Here is a 22,106-nt window from a genome sequence, read left to right as displayed (position 1 = left end):
GCAAGCCCGCGAAGAGGCCATCCCGGACGCTAAAAAATCAAAACCCCTCCAACTCCGCCATCAAGTCATTCAACCGATTCACCTTCTCCCCGGTGATGTCACTCGCGGCCAACCCGTCGATGTACTCCGCCAGTTCCTCCACCGTGTTGCACTCGAACATCGCCCGTAGCGGCACATCACGTTGCAGCGATTTCTGCACCCGCGACGCAATCTGTGTCGCCAGCAGCGAATGCCCGCCCAGCTCGAAGAAGTTGTCGCGAATCCCCACCTTCTCGACCTTCAACACCTCGGCCCAGATAACCGCCAGCTTCAGCTCAAGCTCATTGCGCGGCGCCTGGTAGTCGTGGCTCTGCAACTGGCCGATCTCCAGCGCCGGAAGTGCCTTGCGATCCAGTTTGCCGTTGGCATTGAGCGGCATGCGATCAAGCCACAACCAGTGCAGCGGCACCGTGTACTCCGGCAGCTCGGCGCGCAGTCGTTGCTTAATGCGCTCCAGTCGTTCGCCCGGATTCAACGCCGAGTCCGCGGCTACCAGATAGCCAACCAAGTGTTTTCCATTCACGCCTTCCTGCACCCCGACCGCCGCTTCGCGGACTTCCGGTTGCTCATGCAAGCGCGCTTCGATTTCCCCCAGTTCGATGCGGTAACCGCGAATCTTCACCTGATGGTCGATCCGTCCGACATATTCCAGCACACCGTCACTGCGACGGCGGGCCAGGTCACCGGTGCGGTATAAACGATCACCCGGCTCGCCAAACGGATTCGGGACAAACACCTGCGCCGTACGCAGCGGGTCGCTGACATAACCGCGTCCGACACCGGTGCCGGCCACGCACAACTCACCTACCGCACCCAACGGCACCAAGTCCAGCGCACCGTCGAGCAGGTACAAACGGTTGTTGTCGGTCGGTGTACCGATCGGCAAATAACTGCCGCGGGTCGAGGCCATGTCGACGCGGAAGAACGCCACGTCGTCCGAGCATTCCGCCGGACCATAAGCGTTCACCAGTCCGATGTCCGGATAGCGCAGCAGCCATTGGTGCGCGAGTTCCGGCGGCATCGCTTCGCCCGTCGGCAGCATCCAGCGCAGGCCGTCGAGGCTCATGCGTTCCTGTGAAAGCATGCCCTGAATCAGCGACGGCACGCTTTCCAGCACAGTGATGCCCTGGGCCGACACATGCGCCAGCAAACCCTGTGGATCATGGGCGATGGTGTTCGGCACGATGTCCACCCGCGCACCAAACAACGGCGCGGCGAGGAACTGCCAGACCGAAATGTCGAAGCTTTGCGAAGCCGTTTGTGCGATCACGTCAGCGGCGCTGAGGTTCAGGTACGGGACCTTGCTCAACTGGTTGTTGAGCATGCCGCACTGTTCGACCATTACGCCTTTCGGCAAACCCGTGGAGCCCGAGGTATAGATCACGTAGGCGAGGTTGTCCGGGCCGCTGTAGACACCCGGATTGGCCACCGACACATTGCTCGCCTGAACCTCCTCCCACACCAACAACCGTGGTCGATTGGCACAACCGAATTCCTCCAGCAACGCGACAGCCTGTTCACGACACGCTTCAGTGCACACCAGCAACGGCGTGTGGCTCAGGTCGATGATCCGGCTCAGACGCTGACTCGGCAGCCCCGGGTCCAGCGGCAGATAACCCGCACCCGCCTTAAAGCTGCCGATGATCATCCCGAGCAGATCGAGGTGACGTTCGGCCAGCAGCGCTACCGGTTGATCCAGCCCGACACCGGCCGCGATCAGCGCATGGCCGAGGCGGTTGCTGTGCTGGTTAAGCTCAACGTAGCTGTGTTGCTGATCGAGGCAACTGGCGGCGATGCGTTGTGGATGCAACGCAACCTGCGCTTCGAACAACGCAACGTAGCTCTGCTCCAGCGGGTAATCGTGTTCGCTCTGGTTGCAACCGTGGATCAGGAAGTCCTGTTCCTCGGCACCCAGAAGCGGCAAGTCCGCCATGTCGCCGTGGAAGCCGTCGACCAGCGCCAGCAGCAGGCGCTTGAACTCGCCGAGCATGCGTTCAACTCTCGACTCGTCGAAATAACGTTGGTCGTAAGACAGGTGCAAGCCCAGGTCATCGCCCGGATAACACACCGCCGTCAGCGGGAAGTTGGTGTGGGTCCGGCCCGAATCCGAGGTCGCGTTGAGGCTCTGCGCGCGGTCCAGCACCGAGACTTCCACCGGCGCGTTTTCGAACACGAACAGGCTGTCGAACAGCGGTTGGCCCTTCGGCAGCTCGCTGTTTTCCTGAATGCTCACCAGCGGCAGGTATTCGTACTCGCGCAGCTGCATGTTGCTGTCGAGCAAACCGCTCAGCCATTGACGAACGCTGCAACGCTGATCGTCCTCGGGCATTTTCACCCGCAACGCGATGCTGTTGATGAACAGCCCGACGGTGCGCTGCATCTCTGGCATTTCCACTGGACGACCGGCCACCGTGACACCGAACAGCACGTCGCGATCACCGCTCAAACGCCGCAGCACCAGGGCCCACGCCGCTTGGGCGAAGGTGTTGATGGTCAACTGATGGGCTTGGGCCAGTTCACGCAATTGCGCACCGTCGCGGGCATCGAGGCGGGTGTAGCAATCACCCACGATCATGCCGCCGCTGTCACCGGCATGCTCGCGCAGGAACGGCCGGTCGCTCGGGATCGGCGTGGTGCGCTCGAAACCTTGCAGGTTGGTTTTCCACCACTGCCGCGCTTCGGCGAGACTCTGCCGTTGCAGCCAGCCGATGTAGTCGCGATAACGGGTTGGCACACCAAGCTGGGCTTCACGACCATCCCCCAGCGCGGTGTAGATTTCAAAGAAATCGGCCATCAACAGCGACCGGCACCAGGCATCGATGAGGATGTGGTGGTTGCTCATCATGAACCAGTAGCGCGCTTCGCCCACGCGGATCAGGCGCAGGTGGAACGGTGCCTGGTTAAGCAGATCGAAACCGGCTTCGCGCTCGCTTTTCAGCAATGCCTGCAACTTCGGTTCTTGCTCGGCCTCGGCGATAGCGGTCCAGTCGAGGTACTCGATCGGCGTGCTGCCCGGCTTGTGGATAACCTGCAACATGTCCTCGCCGACGTTCCAGCAGAACGACGCACGCAAAGCTTCGTGACGGGCGATCACCGCTTGCCAGGCCTCGGCGAAACGCTGCGGATCGAGCTCGCTGTTAATGCGGTAGCGGTCCTGCATGTAATAGAGGCCGGTGCCCGGTTCGAGCAAGGTGTGCAGCAGCATGCCTTCCTGCATCGGCGTCAGTGGATAAACGTCCTCGATGACCGCGGCTGGAATTGGCAGTGCATCGAGTTGCGGCTGGGTCAGCTTCGCCAACGGAAAGTCCGACGGCGTCAAACCGCCCGCGTCGTCACCCAGGCAATGCTCGATCAGGCTCTGCAACTCGCCGAGGTAGGCGTCCGCCAGTTCGCTGATGGTTTGCGGATTGTGGCGTTCGGCACTGAAGGTCCAGCGCAGCACCAGCTCACCGCCGTACACCTGACTGTCAACGCTCAGCTCGCTGGGCAGCGGCGCGTTCGGATCGTGGGCGGCCCCGACGGCTTCATCGAGCGGGCGGAACAACGCGTCTGCGCCGAAGCTCTGGTCGAACTGGCCAAGGTAGTTGAAGGTGATCGGTGCCACCGGCAACGCGGCCATGGCTTCGCGGCACAGGTCATCGGCGAGGTAACGCAGCACGCCATACCCCAGGCCTTTGTGCGGCACGCCTCGCAGTTGTTCCTTGATCGCTTTGATCGATGCCCCCTGCCCGGCGGCGGCTTCAATGTTCAGCGGCGTCAGGCGTAACGGATACGCGCTGGTGAACCAGCCGACGGTGCGGGTCAGATCGATCTCGTCGAACAGTGCCTCGCGACCGTGGCCTTCGAGTTGAATCAGTGCCGATGCATCACCGCTCCAGCGGCACAGGACGCGGGCCAATGCCGTCAGCAACAGGTCGTTGACCTGCGTGCGATAGGCGCTGGGTGCCTGTTGCAACAGTTGCCGAGTGTACTCGGCGTCGAGGCGCACGCTGACGGTTTGCGCATGACGATTCTGCCGCCCGCCCTGAGGACGCTCGCACGGCAGCCCGGCGCTCGGCCCGGCCAGTTGCGACTGCCACCAGCTCAACTCCTCACGCAGTGATTCGCTGCCGGCATACGCCTGCAAGCGTGCGGCCCAGTCCTTGAAGGCGCTGGTTTTCGCCGGCAGTTTGACCGACTGTTCAGCCGCCAGTTGGCGATACACCGTTTGCAGATCCTCCAGTAATACGCGCCAGGAAACGCCGTCCACCACCAAGTGATGAATCGCGAAGAACAGCCGTTGCCGGCCCTCGGGACCATCGATCAGCAGCACGCGCATCAACGGCCCCTGTTCGAGGTCGAGGCTGCGTTGGGCGTCGGCGAACAATGCCGCGCATTTATCCATCGCCGGCACACGCACTTGCCACAGCAGCGGCGCATCGGAGACCTTCTGGTGCGTGGCCGTCCATTCGCCCGCCGTCCCGGTAAAACGCAAACGCAAAGCGTCGTGCTGTTCGATCACCGCCAGCAGCGCTTGCTCCAGACGATGGGGTTCCAGCGCAACGGTCGGTTCCAGCAACAACGCCTGGTTCCAGTGCTGACGCTCGGGAATGTCGGTGTCGAAGAACCAGTGCTGGATCGGCGTCAAACGCGATTCGCCGGTGAGCAAACCTTGCTCCGCCGTGACCTGCTCGGTACGGCTCGCCACAGCGGCAAGTGTTTGCACGGTCTGGTGCTGGAACAGGTCACGCGGGCTGAAGTGAATGCCCTGCTGCCGCGCGCGGCTGACCACCTGGATCGACAGAATCGAGTCGCCGCCCAGTTCGAAGAAGTTGTCGTTTAGGCCGACCTGCGCGACGTTCAGCACTTCGCACCAGATCTGCGCCAACGTCAGTTCAAGCGCGTTGCTCGGTGCCACATAGTGTTGACGGTTCTGCTCAGGGTCCGGTGCCGGCAACGCACGGCGGTCGAGTTTGCCGTTGGCAGTCAGCGGCATGCTGGTCAGCAGGATCAGATGCGTGGGCACCATGTAATCCGGCAGTTGCGATTTTAGATGGGCCTTGAGAGTTTCACGTAACTGAGCTTGTTGCGCTTCGTCCTGCTCGGCCAGGTCTGTAACCAGATAGCCAACAAGTTGCTGGCCGCTGGGTGCATCGAGCGCCAGAACCACCGCTTCACGGATCGATTCAAGCTCCAGCAGGCGGGTTTCGATCTCGCCCAGCTCGATGCGGAAACCGCGAATTTTCACTTGATGGTCAATGCGCCCGAGGTATTCCACCAGACCGTCGGCGCGCTGACGCACCAGGTCGCCGGTGCGATAAATCCGCCCGCCATCGGCCGCAAACGGGTTGGCCACAAAGCGCTCTGCCGTGATGTCCGGACGGTCGTGATAACCCTGGGCCAGACCGGCACCGCCCACATACAACTCACCCGTCGCACCTTGCGGCACCAACGCCAGGTCGGCGTCGAGGATGTACGCCACGCGCGCGCCAATGACGCTGCCGATCGGCACGCTGCCCATTCCCTCTTCAAGCTGCTCCGGTGCCAGACTGGCCAACGGCATGACCACGGTTTCGGTCGGGCCGTAGGCATTGAAGAACAGGCTCGGTTTGAACGCCGCCCGAATGCGCTGCAAATGTTCGCCCGTCAACGCTTCACCGCCGGTGATGCACATGCGCACCGGCAGGGTTTCGCCTTGAGTCGCCAGCCACTGTGCCAGCTGGCTGCCGTAGCTCGGGGTAAAACCGAGGATGTTGATGTGATGGCGACGGATCAGTCCGCAGATTTCTTCCGCGTCCCACTGGCCTTGAGCACGCAACACCACTTGTGCACCGCTCAACAACGGCACCAGCAAGCGCTCGGTCGCAGCGTCGAAATTGATCGAATAGAAATGCAGCTCGCAGTCGTCCGGGCGCATGCCGAAGCGCTCGATGACCGCGCGGCAATGCATGGCGATTTCACCGTGGGACACCACCACGCCTTTTGGTTTGCCGGTGGAACCGGAGGTGTAAATCAGGTACGCCTGATGCTGCGGCAGGCTGATCAAGGGCAGCTCGGTGGCCGGGTAGTTGGCCAGTTCCGCCGCATCGTCCTCAAGACACCAACGAGCGACAGTGGATGGCAGATCACCGAGGGCTTTGAACATGGCCGCATTGCTGAGCAGCAAACCGATGCCGCTGTCTTCGATCATGTAATGCAGACGGTCGAGCGGGTATTCCGGATCGAGCGGCACGTAGGCGCCGCCCGCCTTGAGAATCGCCAGCAGACCGATGACCATTTCAAGCGATCGCTCAAGCGCCAGACCGACGCGAACCTGCGGCCCCACACCCCGCTCGCGGAGCATCCAGGCCAGGCGATTGGCGCGGCTGTCGAGTTCGGCGTAACTCAGGGTATGCCCGGCGAACGTCAGCGCCGGCGCCTTTTTGCGTGCCAGGGCCTGCTCGCTGAACAAGTGATGGATGCATTGATCCAGTCGATGTTCGCCCGGCTCGGCGCCGAGGCTGTCGAGCAGCTTCTGCTGTTCCGTGGCGTCGAGCAATTGCAGTTCACTGAGGCGCTGCTGCGGATCAGCCAGCAGCGCTTTCAGCAGATTTCGCCAGTGCCCGGCCATGCGTGCAATGCGCGGCTCGTCGAACAGATCGGTGCTGTAAGTCAGGCAGCAACCGAGGCGATGGTCGAGGTCGGTCACTTCCAGATTGAGGTCGAACTTGGTCGCGCGAGCATCGTTGGCCAGGTACTCGACGGTCATGCCGGCGAGCGTACGACTTTGCTGGAACTCCCAGCGCTGCACATTGCACATCACTTGGAACAGCGGGTTGTAAGCGGCGCTGCGCGGTGGCTGCAACGCCTCCACCAAATGATCGAACGGCAGGTCCTGATGGGACTGGCCTTCAATAACGGTGTGACGCACCTGCTCGAACAATTGGCCGACCGACATCTGCCCGTCGAGCTGGCAACGCAGCACCTGGGTGTTGAGGAACGCGCCGATCAGTCCTTCGCTTTCAGGACGAATACGGTTGGCTACCGGGGCGCCGATGCGCAGGTCGGTCTGACCGCTGTAGCGATAAAGCAGCACGGCCAGCGCGGCGGTCATGGTCATGAACAGGGTCAGGCCGTTTTGCGCATTGAAGGCGCGCACCCGTGCGGCGAGGTCGTCGCTCAGGTCGAAACGGAACAACTCGCCCTGATGGCTTTGCACCGGCGGTCGCGGACGGTCAGCAGGCAATTCCAGCAGCGGATGTTCACGGCCCAGTTGCGCGGTCCAGTAGTCGAGCTGACGCTGGCGCTCGCCGGATTCCAGCCACTGCCGCTGCCAGACGCTGTAATCGAGGTATTGCACCGGCAGTGGCGCCAGTGGCGATTCGCGGTCATCGACAAATGCTTCGTAGAGCGCACTGAGTTCCCGGGCGAAAATATCCATCGCCCAGCCTTCGGTGACAATGTGGTGCAAGGTCAGCACCAGGTAATGTTCCTGTTCGGCGGTTTTGACCAGGCAGGCGCGCAGCAGCGGTCCGGTTTCCAGATTGAAGGGTTGATGCGCTTCGCTGTCGGCCAGTGCCTGCACCCGCTGTTCGCGCAGTTCAGCCTCCAGTGCCGAGAAATCCTTCCAGTCCATGCGCATCCCGGTTTCCGGGTGCACCCGTTGCTGCGCTACGCCGTCGACGCTCGGGAACGTGGTGCGCAAGGTTTCGTGACGCATGATCAGCGCTTGCAACGCCGTTTCGAAGCGCCCGACATCCAGCACCCCGCGCAGGCGCGCCATGCCGCCGACGTTGTAGGCCGGGCTGTCGGGCTCCATCTGCCAGAGGAACCACATGCGCTGTTGGGAATAGGACAGCGGCACCGGTTGGCTGCGGTCGACTTTCTCGATTGGCGGCTGTTTGTTGGTACTGCCGCTGGCCTGGATCTGTTGAACTTGCTGGGCGAATGCCCCCAGTTCACTGTTTTCGAACAAGGCTCGCAACGGCAACTCGACGTCGCAAGCCTGACGAGTGCGGGAGATGATTTGCGTGGCCAGCAGCGAGTGACCGCCGAGGGCGAAGAAGTCGTCACGCAGACCGATCTGCTTCAAGCCCAGCACTTCACGCCAGATCGCGGCGACCTGCTGTTCAAGTTCAGTGACCGGTTCAATGTGTTCGCGCACTTGCCACTGTGGTTCCGGCAAGGCACGACGGTCGAGTTTACCGCTTGGGCTGAGCGGCATTTCTTCCAGGCGCATCAGCTGCGCCGGGACCATGTATTCCGGCAGCTCGGCCGCCAGCGCGGTTTTCAGGCGTGCGGATTGAGCGTCTTCGGTTTCGCTGGTTTCGATGGCGGTGTAGTAACCGATCAACTGCCCGCCAGCGGCGGTAACACGCACCAGCACTACCGCTTGAGCGACACCGTCCTGAGCTAGTAGACGTGCTTCGATTTCTTCCGGTTCGACGCGGAAGCCGCGCAGCTTTACCTGCTGATCGAGACGGCCGAGGTATTCGATCACGCCCTCGGCGGTCCAGCGTGCACGGTCGCCAGTGCGATACAGACGTGCGCCCTGCTCGCCCAGTGGATCGACGACAAAACGTTCAGCCGTCAGGCCCGGACGCCCCAGATAGCCTCGGGCAAGACCGATGCCGCTGATGCACAGTTCTCCCGGCACACCGGCCGGCACCGCATTGAGCTCGCTGTCGAGTACACGGCAAATGACGTTGCCCAGCGGACGGCCAATCGGCGAGCGTTCGCCATCGGCCGTGCTGCAATGCCAATGGGTCACGTTAATCGCGGTCTCGGTCGGGCCATAGCGGTTGTGCAGCTGTACGGCCGGCAGTTGCTCCAGCACGCGGTTGCGCAGTTTCGCCGACAAGGCTTCGCCGCCGGAGAACACGCGACGCAGGCTGGTGCACTCGGCGGTCAGTGGTTCGTCGATGAACAATGAAAGCAGCGGCGGCACGAAGTGCAGCGTGGTGATGCCGTACTGTTGAACCAGCTGTGCGATCCGGTGCGGATCGCGATGTTCGCCAGCGCCAGCAATCAGCAAACGGGCGCCGGTGATCAGCGGCCAAAAGCATTCCCACACCGAGACGTCGAAACTGATCGGCGCCTTTTGCATCAGCACGTCGGTGTCGTTCAAACCGTAGGTGTTTTGCATCCATTGCAGGCGTTCGACGAGGGCCGCGTGGGTGTTGCCGACGCCCTTCGGCTGGCCAGTGGAGCCGGAGGTGTAAATCACGTAAGCGAGGTTGTCCCCGTGCAAATGCAGACCCGGCGCCTGGCTCGGCCAGTTCTCCAGGTGCAGCGCATCCATGGCGATCACGCTGACGCCGTCGGTGGCTGGCAAGCGGTCAAGCAACCGGGTTTGTGTCAGCAGCAATTCCACGCCGCTGTCGCTGAGCATGTAGGCCAGGCGCTCGGCCGGGTAATCCGGGTCCAGCGGCACGTAGGCACCGCCGGCCTTGATGATCGCCAACAGACCGATCAGCAACTGCGGCGAACGCTCGGCGGCGATCGCCACGCAAACGTCCGGGCCGACGCCTTTGTCGCGCAGGTAATGCGCGAGACGGTTGGCCTGGGTGTGCAGTTCGGCGAAGTCCAGACTGCCGCCCTCCCACATCAGCGCCGTGCGTTCCGGGGCCAGGCGCGCCTGTTCGTTGAGCAGTTCTGGCAGTAATTGGCTGGCCGGTGTGCACGGTGCGGCGCCCCACGAAATGTGCTGATCGTGCTCGCTCGACGCCAGTAATTGCAGGTCGCCGATGGCGGTTGTCGGCTGTTCGCAGATGGCGCGCAGCAGATTACTGAAATGCTCGGCCAGCCGCTCGATGGTCGAGGCGTCGAACAGTTCGCTGGCGTAGTCGAAGGACAGGTTCAGGCGACCGTTACGGTCTTCTTCGCTTTGCAGTTGCAGGTCGAACTTGGCTTCGCGGCTGTGCCATGGCAGTTCTTCAGCGAGCAATCCGGGTAGGCGCCGCAGTGCGCTCAGGTCCCGTTGCTGGTGGTTGAACAAGACCTGGAACAAGCCTTGTTCGCGGGCCTGCGGGAAGGCTTGCAGCAGTTGCTCGAACGGCAGGTCCTGATGCGCTTGTGCGCCCAAAGCCGCCTGACGGGTTTGCGCCAGCAGTTCAACGAATGGCAGCCGCGAATCCACCTCGGCACGCAGCACCTGGGTGTTGATGAAGAAGCCGATCAGCCCTTGGGTTTCCAGGCGCGGACGGTTGGCGTTTGGCACGCCGATACGAATGTCACGTTGGCCACTGTAGCGATGCAGCAGGCTCTGGAACGCCGCGAGCAACAGCATGAATGAGGTGGAATCGTAGGCCTGGGCCGTCTGGCGTATGGATTCGCTCAGCGTCGCGCCCAACCGTACGGAATGGCGTGCGGCGCTGTGCAGGTCTTGCGCCGAACGCGGGTGATCGGTGGCCAGGCTCAGCGTCGGATGCTCATCGCCCAACTGCGCTTTCCAGTAGGCCAGTTGCCGCTCGCCCTCGCCTTGCGCCAGCCATTGACGCTGCCAGCTGCCGTAGTCAGCGTACTGAGTGGGCAATGGCGCGAGCACCGCCGTTTGCCCTTGGGATGCGGCGGCGTACAAGCGCGAGAACTCGTCGATCAGCACGTTCAGCGACCAGCCATCGGCAACGATGTGGTGCAGGGTCACCAGCAGTTGGTGATCCTCATCATCGAGACGCAACAGGGTCACCCACAGCAGTGGGCCTTTCTCCAGATCGAACTGGGTGTGCGCTTCGTCCTCGCGGATTTGTTGCGCGCGGACTTCGCGCTCGGCGACGGGCAAATTGCTGATGTCGATTCGTTGCAGGTTGAATTCGCGAGCGGCGTCGATCTGTTGCAGCGCGATACCGTCACGCTCCAAGAAGCGTGTGCGCAGGGATTCGTGGCGTTCGATCAGTTGCTGGAAGCTGGCGCGCAAGGCGTCTTCGTCCAGTTCACCGCGCAAACGCAAGGCGCCGGGTATGTTGTAGGCGCTGCTGTGCGGGTCCAGTTGCCAGGTGATCCACAGGCGGTTTTGTGCAAGGGATTGCGGCAGCGCCTCATTACGCGACTGCGTGGTGATCGCCCCTTGGGCGAAGCCGCCGTCCTGTTGTTGCTGCGCGATCGCGGCGGCAAATGCGCCAAGGGTCGGCGCTTCGAACAGCAGGCGCAGGTTCAGTTCCAGTCCGAGCGCGTCGCGCAAACGCGCAACGACCTGAGTGGCGTCGATGGAATTGCCGCCGAGCAGGAAGAAGTGGTCGTCGGTGCTGATCTGTTTCACCTGCAACTGCTCGGACCAGATTTGGCCGATCAGGGTTTGCAACTCGGAACCCGACTCGGTTTTTTCATCGTTTGCAGTGGCCGCCGGCGGGAACAACGCGTAGCTGTCGAGGCTGCCATCCGCCAGGCGAGTACGGCATGCCGAGCGTTGCAGTTTGCCACTGGAGGTCTTGGGCAACGCACCCGGATTGAGCAACACCACCACGCTCGGCGCTTCCTGATACGCCTCGGCCACGGCTTGGCGAATGGTTTTGATCAGCGCGTCGGGCGACAGGATTTTCTGCACGCTGCGGCTGATTTCCGCAGCGATGCCGATGCCTTCCTGACCCTCGAAGTTCACCGCGAACGCGGCGACGCGACCTTTGCGCACCACTTCCACTTCTCGCTCGACGGTCTGTTCGATGTCTTGCGGGTACAGGTTGTGGCCGCGAACGATCAGCATGTCTTTCAGGCGACCGGTGATGAACAGTTCACCGTCACGCATGAAACACAGGTCACCGGTGCGCAGCCAGGTTTTTCCATTGTGTTGAACGAACGTATTGGCGCTGGCCTCGGGGTTGCGCCAGTAACCGTGGGCGATGCTCGGCCCGGCGGCCCAGACTTCGCCGATCGCGTTGTCGGCCAGTTCAGTAAGCGCCAATGGATCGACAATCAGCACCGCGTGATCCGGCTGGCGGATGCCGCAACTCATGATCGCGCTGCCCTCACCCGGTTCGGCCCGGTTTTGTGCCAAAGCCAGATCGTCCACCCGCACATTACTGATGCCTTTGCCACGCGGGGTGCCGGCGACGAACAAGGTGGCTTCCGCCAATCCATAGGACGCCATGAAACTGTCCGGGGTGAAACCGCTGCTGGCGAACTTCTCGGCGAAACGGTCCAGGGTGTCGAGGCGAATCGGTTCTGAACCGGAATACGCCACGCGCCAGCCGCTCAAATCGAGGCGTTCCACCGCTGACTCGCTAACCCGCTCGCTGCACAAGCGATAAGCAAAATCCGGCCCGCCGCTGATGGTGCCGCCGTATTCGCTGATCGCTTCCAGCCAACGCAACGGCCGGCCGAGAAAATACGCCGGGGACATCAACACGCACGGTACGCCGCTGAAGATCGGTTGTAACAGACCGCCGATCAACCCCATGTCGTGGTACAGCGGCAGCCAGCTAACGATCACGTCATCAGGGTTCAGATCGATGCCGAAACCGTGGCGAATCAGCTGTTCATTGGCCACGAGGTTGCCGTGGCTGACCTGCACACCTTTAGGCAACGCCGTGGAGCCGGAGGTGTATTGCAGGAAGGCAATGTGATCGTCTTCCAGGTTCGGCTCGACCCAACGCTGCGCCAGCGCAGCATCAAGGGTGTCGACGCACAGCAGCGGCGGCGCGCCTTCGATTTGTAGCAAGGCGTCGCGCAGGCCGGCGCTGGTCAACAGCAGACGCGGTTCGGCGTCGCTGATAATCGACAGCAGACGCTCCTGGTGATGACGCTTGGCCGACTCCGGCGGATAAGCCGGTACCGCAATAACGCCCGCGTACAAGCAACCAAAGAACGCCGCGACGTAGTCCGGACCGCTGGGAAACAACAGCACCGCGCGATCACCAAAATCCGTCTCGGCCTGTAACGCGCCGGCAATGATGCGCGCCCGTTGATCCAGCTCGCGATAACTGAGCACCACCGTCCGATCAGGGGTTTCGGCGAGAAAACGCAAGGCCACCCGATCCGGCGTCAGGGCCGCGCGGCGCTGAAGGGCTTGGACCAGTGTGCCAGGTATTTCGAACGCGTCGGTCATGAGGTTTCCTGCCTGAAAAATGCTGTGTTGGCCGGGGTTTGCGACCGGGGCCATTCATCAATCAGAACGGATGACGTCGCGAAATAATTAGTCGACGGGCCGGACCACCGGGATGAGCTGCCTGAGGCGATGTGTCGCAGTTCTCACTCTGCACCATTGAGAAGCATTAGTTCTCTTTCTCAATTGACAATAATTATCATTCAGAATAATTTGTCGCTCGATGTGTAGGACGGCTCCGATTCTCTTGTCGTCCCACGACCCCTTTAGCAGCAAGGTGATTTCCATGACGGAACAAGTATCCACAAGCAGGTGCGATTCACCGCTACTTCAGGCATTCGTCGACAATCGACTGATTCTGGTCAAAATTGCTGCCCGGATCACCGGCTGCCGGTCACGTGCCGAAGATGTGGTCCAGGATGCGTTCTTCCGCCTGCAATCGGCGCCGCAGATCACGTCCTCGATCAAGGCTCAGCTCAGCTACCTTTTCCAGATCGTGCGCAACCTGGCGATCGATCACTACCGCAAACAGGCGCTGGAGCAGAAGTATTCGGGGCCTGAAGAGGAAGGGCTGAACGTGGTGATTCAAGGCGCTTCGCCGGAAACCTCGCACATCAATTTCTCGACCCTGGAAAACATCGCCGACGCGTTGACGGAGTTGCCAAGCCGCACCCGCTACGCCTTCGAGATGTACCGCCTACATGGCGTGCCGCAGAAGGATATCGCCAAGGAACTTGGTGTGTCGCCGACCCTGGTGAACTTCATGATTCGCGACGCGTTGGTGCATTGCCGCAAGGTGTCGGGGAGTCGCGCGGATACCTTTGCTCGTCGTTGAGATCTGAAACCTTATCGCCCCATCGCGAGCAAGCTCGCTCCCACATTCGATTTTCAGCGAACACAAAACTTGTGAACACCTGAGATTAAATGTGGGAGCGAGCTTGCTCGCGATAGCAGACTTAAGAACGATAAAGATCTTGAGCCCTGCGAATCACGCCAACACACACCGCTCAAAAAACCGCTCCCGCCCCAGCACCATCAACGCTGCGCGCTTGTGCGGGAAGTCGAACTCTTTCTCGCAGTGAAAACGCTGACCCTGCATATACCCGATCATCTTCGCGTTATCGGCGCGAGGCTCGGCGACCACCCGCTGGGTGCGTGGATCATCAAGAAACAGGTAATGCGTCAACGCCGATAACCAGCTCGCCACTTTGTGCGGGCCTCGATGTTTTTCCTCACCGACCAGCATGTGAATGCCCCGGTCATAATCGCCCGCCTCGTAAAACGGCGCGATGCGGTCTTCCTTGGCCCAGTAGGCTTCGAAATAGGCAAACGGCTGATCGTCGAAACAGCCGATCAGCGTCAAGGTGTGCGGATCGGTTTCGAGTTTGCTCAGGTACTCGCGATGCTGTTCGAGACTGCCCTCTTCCTGCCAGAAACTCGCCACCCGCGCACTGTTCTGCCAGCGATTGAACCGCGCAAGGTCCAGGTCGATGTCCACCGTTCGCAGGGAGATCCACTCGCCCAGGCGTGCATCGAAACGCCGATAAACTTCACCCCGTGGCTTCATTGGCCGCAACGGATGACGTTTGCCGCCGCTTATCACCATGTGCTGTGGATAGCTGTTGGTGACGGACATCCCCAGCCACGGCTGCGGCAACTGCCAGAACAATGTGCGTTCGCAACGATACTGACCGGCGATTTCGGTCGGGATCAGCAATCCGCCGAGTAAGGTTTCAGCGGGAACGTCGTCCAGGTGCCAGGTCAGGTGCTGGCATGCCGGGTCACGGGCAAACAGCCAATAATTGGCGGCCCACAACGCATGAGTATCGACGCGCGCCTCGACCCGCACTTGCAATTCGGGCTCACGCGTCAGCCGCAGCGTAATCAACGGCTGTTCATTCAGGCTCAGACTCAGCCGATTTTCACTTTCTTCAGCGACGAGGCGACTGCCCGTCGGCACGGCAAGGGCGGTCAGGTCGTTCAGGTCAGGCATAAGTCGGGCTCACGATCATCGACAGTTCAATGAAGAACGTGAGCCAGGCCTGGAAATTTAGCGGATCACCGCAAAGCTCATTCTGACGCAAGCCAGATTCTGCTTATGCTGAAATCATTCCCTAAACCAGAGACTTCATCATTGTCGATTGTCAATTCCATTTGCGACGAACCCGCCGTAAACCAGCCCTCTAATTGTCGTATCTCTGATGTAATCTCAGTGGGAGGAACAATGACGACATTTCCGGCTACGAGCGAGAGCTTTGGCTTTTCGTATCGACCAATCCAACGGCTCACGTCAATTCCGAAGTTATACACCCGTCCTACCTGTAAATTATGGAATGTCTTTCTTAGCAAAACGCCTGCGGATTTGTTGGTGTGCGTTTTATTGAATAATGCATAGCCACTCCCATCCGGCGCGACAATGAGATCGCGGAGATCAACCCCAGCCTCTCCCCTCATCCAACGGTTCCAGTTATCTGTCCCGTCATCCGCACTGAACGTTGTTATATCCTGGTAAAGCACATGAATTACTAGACTCAGCGGCGGAAACAAATCAGGGCAAGTACCTCCGTTGTCCCCCAGCGGCACCTGAAAAACAAACGTGAGGTGACTGCCGTGTAGCAGGCCCTGCAAAAATTCCCAACTAATGATTCGAGACCAGCCTTTCAAATATTCGTCTTGGGTCAGAGGCTCCCTATCAACGAGGAGCTCCATCCTTATCGAGCCGTCGTCATTTTCCCCGTAGACACACAAAGTGGTCGGTTGACCGACTTTTCTGGACCGCCAAGTTGGCACGTTAACAGTGATACCCGTTGTTCCATCTGACGGAAGCACAACAAGTGACCTACCAACAGCTTGTTCGACCGATGGAGGTGGAAGACGCGGAACAGTTTTCGATTGGCTACTCGACATGACAGATGCCTTTTCTGAATGAGGCTTCACCCCATTAAAGGGTTCAGCACCGGAAAGTCATCTAATCGCAAGTTAATGAGAACGACTACTGTCACATTTGACAGGTGTGAACATCGAAAAACGAAATTTACGACGAATGGGCACCTGCTGCTTTCAAGGGTTGAAACCTTATCGTCCATCCTGGGGAACCGGCACCACCGCGATCTTGTACGGATCGAAAATCTTCAGCATCTGGCCATTGTCGCGTAACCCTTTCAGCAACTTGCCAAAGGCCTCACCGCTGATCGGCGCTTCCGGACGGAGAATGGCGTAGTGGTGGTAGACCTGATCGATGCGCTCGGACACCAGCAACTGATCAGCGACCATCACGTTGCGCAGCAGGTAATCGCTCAGGTAAGAGCGCGTCACCAGGGCAATGTCGGCGCGCCCGCGCAGCACCATCAGCAGGTTGCTGTCGTGGGAATAGGTCAGGGTGGCGTTGTAGTTTTGTGCGAGGACTTTCGGGTCGGCATTGAAACTGGCGAACTCGTAGTGATAACCACTGAACAGCGCCAGACGCTTGCCGGCAAGGTCGGCGAAATAGTTCTGCTGTCGATTCGGTATACGTTGTGCGACAAAAATCTCGGCGTCCTCAAGCCCCATGTCGACGCTGGTGTGGGGAATGTCCTTCCAGCCCCAATTCGGGTTCTCGAAAATCGCCATGTCCACCCGACCCTGCTTGAAGTCACCGAAGCGCCGCGGAATGGAAGTCGGCACCAGCTCAAACCGATAGTCGTTTTGTAACGCATTGAGCGCTTCGACCAGCTGCGGCAACAGACCGGTGTCGGCACCGGATTCCGGGCGCACGGTATAAGGCGGAAAATGCGCGGCACCGACCCGCACCAGCTGTGCAGCCGGGGACGGGAATACCCACAACGCCGCAAGCGCCGCCAGCAAAAGCCGCGAGGCCGTCCGAATTGGCGAAGACATCAAAACTACCCACTCCCCAAAAAATACGCATCAATGCATTCAAGCTAGGCGGTTTCAGCCACTTAGCCAGTTTCGTGCTGTCCTGCGCGAAACTATTATTTTTCTTCCAGCACCAGAATCAACGCCTCATCGGCCAATTGATCGAGGTTCATGCTGCCGTCCGCGCGATACCAGGTCGTGGTCCAGGACAGCGCACCGGTCAGAAAACGGCGGGTGATGAACACGTCCCCGCGGATGAATCCCGCGTCCTTGGCCTCCCCCAGCACCTGCAGCCAAAGGTCTTCGTAGATGTCGCGCAGCGCCAGGACCTTTGCCTGGCCGTCTTCGGACAGTGAACGCCATTCGTACACCAGCACCGCCATGGCCTCGCCACTGCCGCCCATGATCGACTGCAATTCACAGCGAATCAGCGCCAGCACGCGCTCGCGCACGTTTTCGGCTTCAGCGATCGCGGCACGCATCAACGCGGTGTTGTAGCGAATGGTTTCCTCCATCACCGCCCGCAGGATCTCATCCTTGCTTTTGAAGTGATGAAAAATACTCCCCGACTGAATGCCCACGGCACCGGCCAGGTCGCGCACCGTGGTGCGTTCAAAGCCTTTATTGCGGAACAGGTGGGCGGCGACTTGCAGCAGTTTGCCACGGGCGCTGTCCGGGTCGGTCAACTGGCCGCTGTCGACCAGTTCGCGCATGACCCTCAGGGCTTTTTGCTCGTCCACCCGTTCTCTCCTACAGTCCTATTCACCGCTAAAACAGCGGGGTTGCGCGGGCAATTTAAGCTGACACAGGCAACCAAGCAAGCGCTCGGGCAGAAGATATTCAAGTCATTTACAAACCAAGCGCTTGCTTGGTAGTCTCGTTGTACTTCTATTGGAGGTGGCGATGGAGAGCGTTGTGTCTAAAACAATTCGCATCGGTTGCGCCAGCGCCTTCTGGGGCGACACCTCGACCGCCGCCGCGCAACTGGTGGACGGCGGGCGCCTGAACTATCTGGTGTTCGATTATCTGGCCGAGATCACGATGTCGATCATGGCCGGTGCGAGGATGAAAGATCCACAGGCCGGTTACGCCAGCGACTTCATTGAAGTCCTCAGCCCTCTGCTGGGGCGACTTGCCGAACAGAAAATCCGCGTCATCAGCAACGCCGGCGGCGTCAATCCACACGCCTGCGCCGCAGCGCTGCAAGCGGCCTGCGACAAAGCTGGTTCGCCGCTGAAGATCGCGGTGCTGCTGGGTGATGATTTGCAACCGCAGTTCAAACAGCTGAGTAGCCGCGGCTTGCACGAAATGTTCAGCGGCGCACCTTTGCCGCCGATGTGCGTCTCCACCAACGCCTACCTCGGCGCGCCGGGCATTGTCGAGGCCTTGCGTCTGGGCGCGGACGTCGTCATCACCGGGCGCGTGGTCGACAGCGCCGTGGTCAGCGCTGCGCTGGTGCACGAATTCGGCTGGTCCTGGCACGACTACGACAAACTCGCTCAAGCCGCCCTGGCCGGCCACATTATCGAATGCGGCGCCCAGTGCACCGGCGGCAACTTCACCGATTGGCGTGATGTACCGGACTACGAACACATCGGTTTCCCCATCGTCGAAGTCAGCGCCGACAGCCAGTTTATCGTCACCAAACCCGAAGGCTCCGGGGGCTTGGTCACGCCGCTGACGGTCGGCGAGCAGATGCTTTATGAAATCGCCAACCCGCAGGCCTATCTGCTGCCCGATGTGATCTGTGATTTCACTCAGGTCAAACTTCAGCAACAGGGCAAGAATGCAGTTCAGGTGCACGGTGCCAGAGGTTTGCCGCCGACCGATCAGTACAAGGTCAGCGCGACTTATCCGGACGGGTTCCGCTGCACCGCCAGTTGCCTGATCGCCGGGATCGATGCGGTGGACAAGGCGCGGCGAGTCAGCGAAGCGATCATCCACAAAACCTCGGAAATCTTCAGTCAGCGCGGCTGGGCGCCCTTCAGCGAAGTGAACATTGAACTCCTGGGCAGCGAGGCGACCTACGGCCCACATGGCCAGCGCCAGGACAGTCGCGAAGTGGTGATCAAGCTCGCCGTGCGCCACCCGAGTAAACAAGCCTTGATCGTGTTCTCCCGGGAAATCGCCCAGGCCGCCACCGGCATGGCGCCGGGGCTGACCGGGATCGTCGGCGGGCGGCCGACGGTGTATCCGCTGATCCGGCTGTTCTCGTTCCTCATCGACAAAAGCGCCTGCACGCTGGACATTGATCTCGACGGTCAGCGTCACCCGTGCGCCCTTCCCACCCTTGACGCACTCGCCACCGCTGACCTGCCGGTGCCGTTCGACCCACCCAAACCCACCGGTCGCGCCGATGCCAGCGTGGCGCTGATCAGACTCGCGGTCGCACGCTCCGGTGACAAGGGCAATCACAGCAACATCGGGGTCATGGCCCGCGAGCCGGAGTACTTGCCGTGGATCGCCGAAGCCTTGACCCCGGAAGTGATCGTCGACTGGATGAGCCATGTGCTCGACCCGGTACACGGCCGCGTCGAGCGCTGGTATCTGCCCGCGACCCACAGCCTGAATTTTCTCTTGGAAAACGCTCTGGGTGGGGGTGGCGTGGCCAGCCTGCGGATCGACCCGCAAGGCAAAGCCTTCGCCCAACAATTGCTGGACATCCAGATTCCGGTGCCTCAGCGCATCGCCGACCAGGTCAACTAGAGGACTGCCACCGTGGCCTACGATTCGATTTTCAAAGCCGATCTGTTTACGGGCCAAAACATCATCGTCACCGGTGGCGGCAGCGGCATCGGCCGGTGTACCGCCCATGAACTGGCGGCCCTCGGCGCCCATGTGCTGTTGGTGGGGCGCAATGCCGACAAACTGAAATCCGTGGTTGCCGAGATTGCCGAGGATGGCGGCAAGGCCGATTGGCAGACCTGCGATATTCGCGACGAAGAAGCGGTCAAGCAATTGGTCAGCGAACTGATTCGCAAGCACGGCCCGATTCACGGACTGGTCAACAATGCCGGTGGCCAATACCCATCGGCGCTGACCTCGATCACCCAGAAGGGTTTCGAAACCGTGATGCGCACCAATCTGGTGGGCGGTTTCCTAATGGCCCGTGAGGTGTTCAACCAGTCCATGAGCAAACACGGCGGCGCCATCGTCAACATGCTCGCCGATATGTGGGGCGGCATGCCCGGCATGGGCCATTCGGGCGCAGCGCGCTCGGGCATGGACAACCTGACCAAGACCGCCGCGTTCGAATGGGGTTATGCCGGGGTGCGGGTCAACGCGGTGGCACCGGGCTGGATCGCCTCCAGCGGCATGGACACTTACGAAGGCGCGTTCAAGGCGGTGATTCCGACCTTGCGCGAACACGTGCCGCTGAAACGCATCGGCACTGAATCGGAAGTCAGTGCGGCGATCGTTTTCCTGCTCAGCCCGGCGGCGGCGTTTGTCAGTGGCAGCACCTTGCGCATCGACGGCGCCGCCAGCCTCGGCGGCCGGGCGTGGCCGATTCACAAGGCGACGAACAGTGAGTCGTACAACGGTTTTCATAGGGCGTACTTACCCGAAGTGCTCAAGGACAAGGAATAAGCCATGCCGGTGATCCAGACCCTGGTCGATCCGCTGAGCGAACAGTTCGCCCGGAACCGTGCAGCGATGTTGACCGGCCTCGAGCAGATTCGTCAGCTCGAACAGAACCTGCTGAACAAAGCGGCTGAAGCCAAACCAAAATTCGACAAACGCGGGCAATTGCTGCCCCGTGAGCGCCTCAACCTGTTGCTCGACCCCGGTGCGCCGTTTCTCGAACTGGCAAGCCTGGCCGGCTACAAACTGCACGACGACAAGGACGGCAGCTCCGCGGGCGGCGGCTTGATCGCCGGGATCGGCTACGTGTCGGGCGCTCGTGTGTTGGTGGTTGCCAACAACAGCGCGATCAAGGGCGGGACGATTTCCCCCAGTGGCTTGAAAAAATCCCTGCGCCTGCAACAGATCGCCATGGAAAACAAACTGCCGGTGATCACCCTCGCTGAAAGCGGTGGCGCCAACCTTAATTACGCAGCGGAGATTTTCGTCGAAGGCGCCCGCAGCTTTGCCAACCAGGCGCGGATGTCGGCCATGGGTTTGCCGCAGATCACCGTGGTCCACGGTTCGGCCACGGCAGGCGGCGCATATCAGCCGGGGTTGTCGGATTACGTGGTGGTGGTGCGTGGCAAAGCCAAGCTGTTTCTCGCCGGCCCGCCCTTGCTCAAGGCCGCCACCGGCGAGGTCGCCACCGATGAAGAACTGGGCGGCGCCGAGATGCACGCGCAAACCGCCGGCACCGCTGAATACCTGGCCGAGAACGATGCCGATGGCGTGCGTCAGGTGCGGGAGATCGTCAGGCTGTTGTCATGGAATGATCAACTGTCCTGGTTACCCGAGCGCCGATGGGAAGCGCCGTTGTATCCCATCGATGATCTGCTCGGGCTGATTCCCGATGACCCGAAAAAACCCTATGACGTGCACGAAATCATCGCCCGGATTGCCGACGGTTCGAACTTCCTCGAGTTCAAGGGTGAGTTCGACCAACAGACCGTCTGTGGCCATCTGCAGATTGAGGGTCGCGCCTGCGGGTTCATCGGCAACAACGGCCCGATCACGCCCAAAGGCGCAAGCAAGGCTGCGCAGTTCATTCAGCTGTGCGATCAGAGCCGCACGCCGCTGCTGTTCTTTCACAACACCACCGGGTTCATGGTCGGAACAGAGTCGGAACAACAAGGCGTGATCAAGCACGGCGCCAAAATGATCCAGGCGGTGGCCAACGCCCGGGTGCCGAAGCTGACGATCGTTGTCGGTGGCTCCTATGGTGCCGGCAACTATGCAATGTGCGGCCGCGGCCTCGACCCGCGCTTCATCTTCGCCTGGCCCAACAGCCGCACTGCAGTGATGGGCGGCGCTCAGGCGGGCAAGGTCCTGCGGATCGTCACCGAGGCCAAACAGCGCAAGGACGGTCTGGTGCCTGACCCGAAGATGCTCGACATGCTGGAGCAGGTCACCGCGCAGAAACTCGACAGCCAGTCCACCGCGCTGTACGGCAGCGCCAATCTGTGGGACGACGGTTTGATCGACCCCCGGGATACCCGGACCTTGCTCGGTTACTTGCTGGACATCTGTCATGAGGCCGACGTGCGGCCGCTGCAAACCAACAGTTTTGGCGTAGCCCGGTTCTGAACCGGCCAGA

The 22,106-nt window shown here is 60.8% G+C and carries 9 protein-coding genes; 4 read left to right on the top strand and 5 right to left on the bottom strand.

Annotated elements, in window-relative coordinates:
• Positions 1–37: 37 nt before the first annotated feature.
• On the bottom strand, positions 38–13,036 hold the full coding sequence (locus tag ACYZT9_RS09065; RefSeq protein WP_462009480.1) for a non-ribosomal peptide synthetase: 12,999 nt from the start codon (positions 13,034–13,036) through the stop codon (positions 38–40).
• Positions 13,037–13,319: 283 nt separating this feature from the next.
• Here ACYZT9_RS09065 and ACYZT9_RS09060 point away from each other — a divergent pair, with 283 nt between their 5' ends.
• Positions 13,320–13,868: an RNA polymerase factor sigma-70 gene (locus ACYZT9_RS09060; RefSeq protein WP_017339972.1), complete on the top strand. Its 549-nt coding sequence runs from the start codon at positions 13,320–13,322 to the stop codon at positions 13,866–13,868.
• Positions 13,869–14,021: 153 nt separating this feature from the next.
• On the opposite strand, the gene ACYZT9_RS09055 is transcribed toward ACYZT9_RS09060, so the two are convergent.
• The 4 genes from ACYZT9_RS09055 to ACYZT9_RS09040 all read right to left on the bottom strand — a co-directional run bounded on the left by ACYZT9_RS09055 (position 14,022) and on the right by ACYZT9_RS09040 (position 17,628).
• Complete coding sequence (locus ACYZT9_RS09055) at positions 14,022–15,026, bottom strand: GNAT family N-acetyltransferase (protein ID WP_462009479.1); 1,005 nt, start codon at positions 15,024–15,026, stop codon at positions 14,022–14,024.
• A gap of 77 nt (positions 15,027–15,103) precedes the next feature.
• Positions 15,104–15,940, bottom strand: a complete 837-nt coding sequence (locus ACYZT9_RS09050) for a sugar-binding protein (protein WP_462009478.1) — start codon at positions 15,938–15,940, stop codon at positions 15,104–15,106.
• 168 nt (positions 15,941–16,108) lie between these two features.
• Positions 16,109–16,909, bottom strand: coding sequence for a substrate-binding periplasmic protein (locus tag ACYZT9_RS09045; protein ID WP_462009477.1), 801 nt, complete (start codon positions 16,907–16,909; stop codon positions 16,109–16,111).
• Between the two features lie 95 nt (positions 16,910–17,004).
• Entirely contained in the window at positions 17,005–17,628 is a 624-nt protein-coding gene (locus ACYZT9_RS09040; protein ID WP_462009476.1) for a TetR/AcrR family transcriptional regulator, read from the bottom strand.
• Positions 17,629–17,803: 175 nt separating this feature from the next.
• Here ACYZT9_RS09040 and ACYZT9_RS09035 point away from each other — a divergent pair, with 175 nt between their 5' ends.
• Genes ACYZT9_RS09035 through atuC form a run of 3 tightly spaced genes read left to right on the top strand, consistent with a single transcriptional unit; the run spans position 17,804 to position 22,096 of the window.
• Positions 17,804–19,594 (top strand): acyclic terpene utilization AtuA family protein, encoded by a 1,791-nt coding sequence (locus ACYZT9_RS09035; RefSeq protein WP_462009475.1) that lies wholly within the window; start codon positions 17,804–17,806, stop codon positions 19,592–19,594.
• A gap of 12 nt (positions 19,595–19,606) precedes the next feature.
• Entirely contained in the window at positions 19,607–20,476 is an 870-nt protein-coding gene (locus tag ACYZT9_RS09030; protein WP_462009474.1) for an SDR family oxidoreductase, read from the top strand.
• 3 nt (positions 20,477–20,479) lie between these two features.
• Positions 20,480–22,096 carry a geranyl-CoA carboxylase subunit beta gene (atuC, locus tag ACYZT9_RS09025; protein WP_462009473.1) on the top strand — a complete coding sequence of 539 codons (1,617 nt, stop codon included), beginning with the start codon at positions 20,480–20,482 and terminating at the stop codon, positions 22,094–22,096.
• Positions 22,097–22,106: the final 10 nt, after the last annotated feature.

It is taken from the genome of Pseudomonas sp. ZT5P21 (genome assembly GCF_054897785.1).
The sequence above is the reverse complement of the archived record's forward strand: the minus strand, read 5'-3'. Positions and strand labels throughout refer to the sequence as shown.

Bases quoted from the DNA above. Each gene is read 5' to 3' on its own strand.
- ACYZT9_RS09065 (WP_462009480.1), bottom strand. From the start codon at position 13,036: ATGACCGACGCGTTCGAAATACCTGGCACACTGGTCCAAGCCCTTCAG.
- ACYZT9_RS09060 (WP_017339972.1), top strand. From the start codon at position 13,320: ATGACGGAACAAGTATCCACAAGCAGGTGCGATTCACCGCTACTTCAG.
- ACYZT9_RS09055 (WP_462009479.1), bottom strand. From the start codon at position 15,026: ATGCCTGACCTGAACGACCTGACCGCCCTTGCCGTGCCGACGGGCAGT.
- ACYZT9_RS09050 (WP_462009478.1), bottom strand. From the start codon at position 15,940: ATGTCGAGTAGCCAATCGAAAACTGTTCCGCGTCTTCCACCTCCATCG.
- ACYZT9_RS09045 (WP_462009477.1), bottom strand. From the start codon at position 16,909: ATGTCTTCGCCAATTCGGACGGCCTCGCGGCTTTTGCTGGCGGCGCTT.
- atuC (WP_462009473.1), top strand. From the start codon at position 20,480: ATGCCGGTGATCCAGACCCTGGTCGATCCGCTGAGCGAACAGTTCGCC.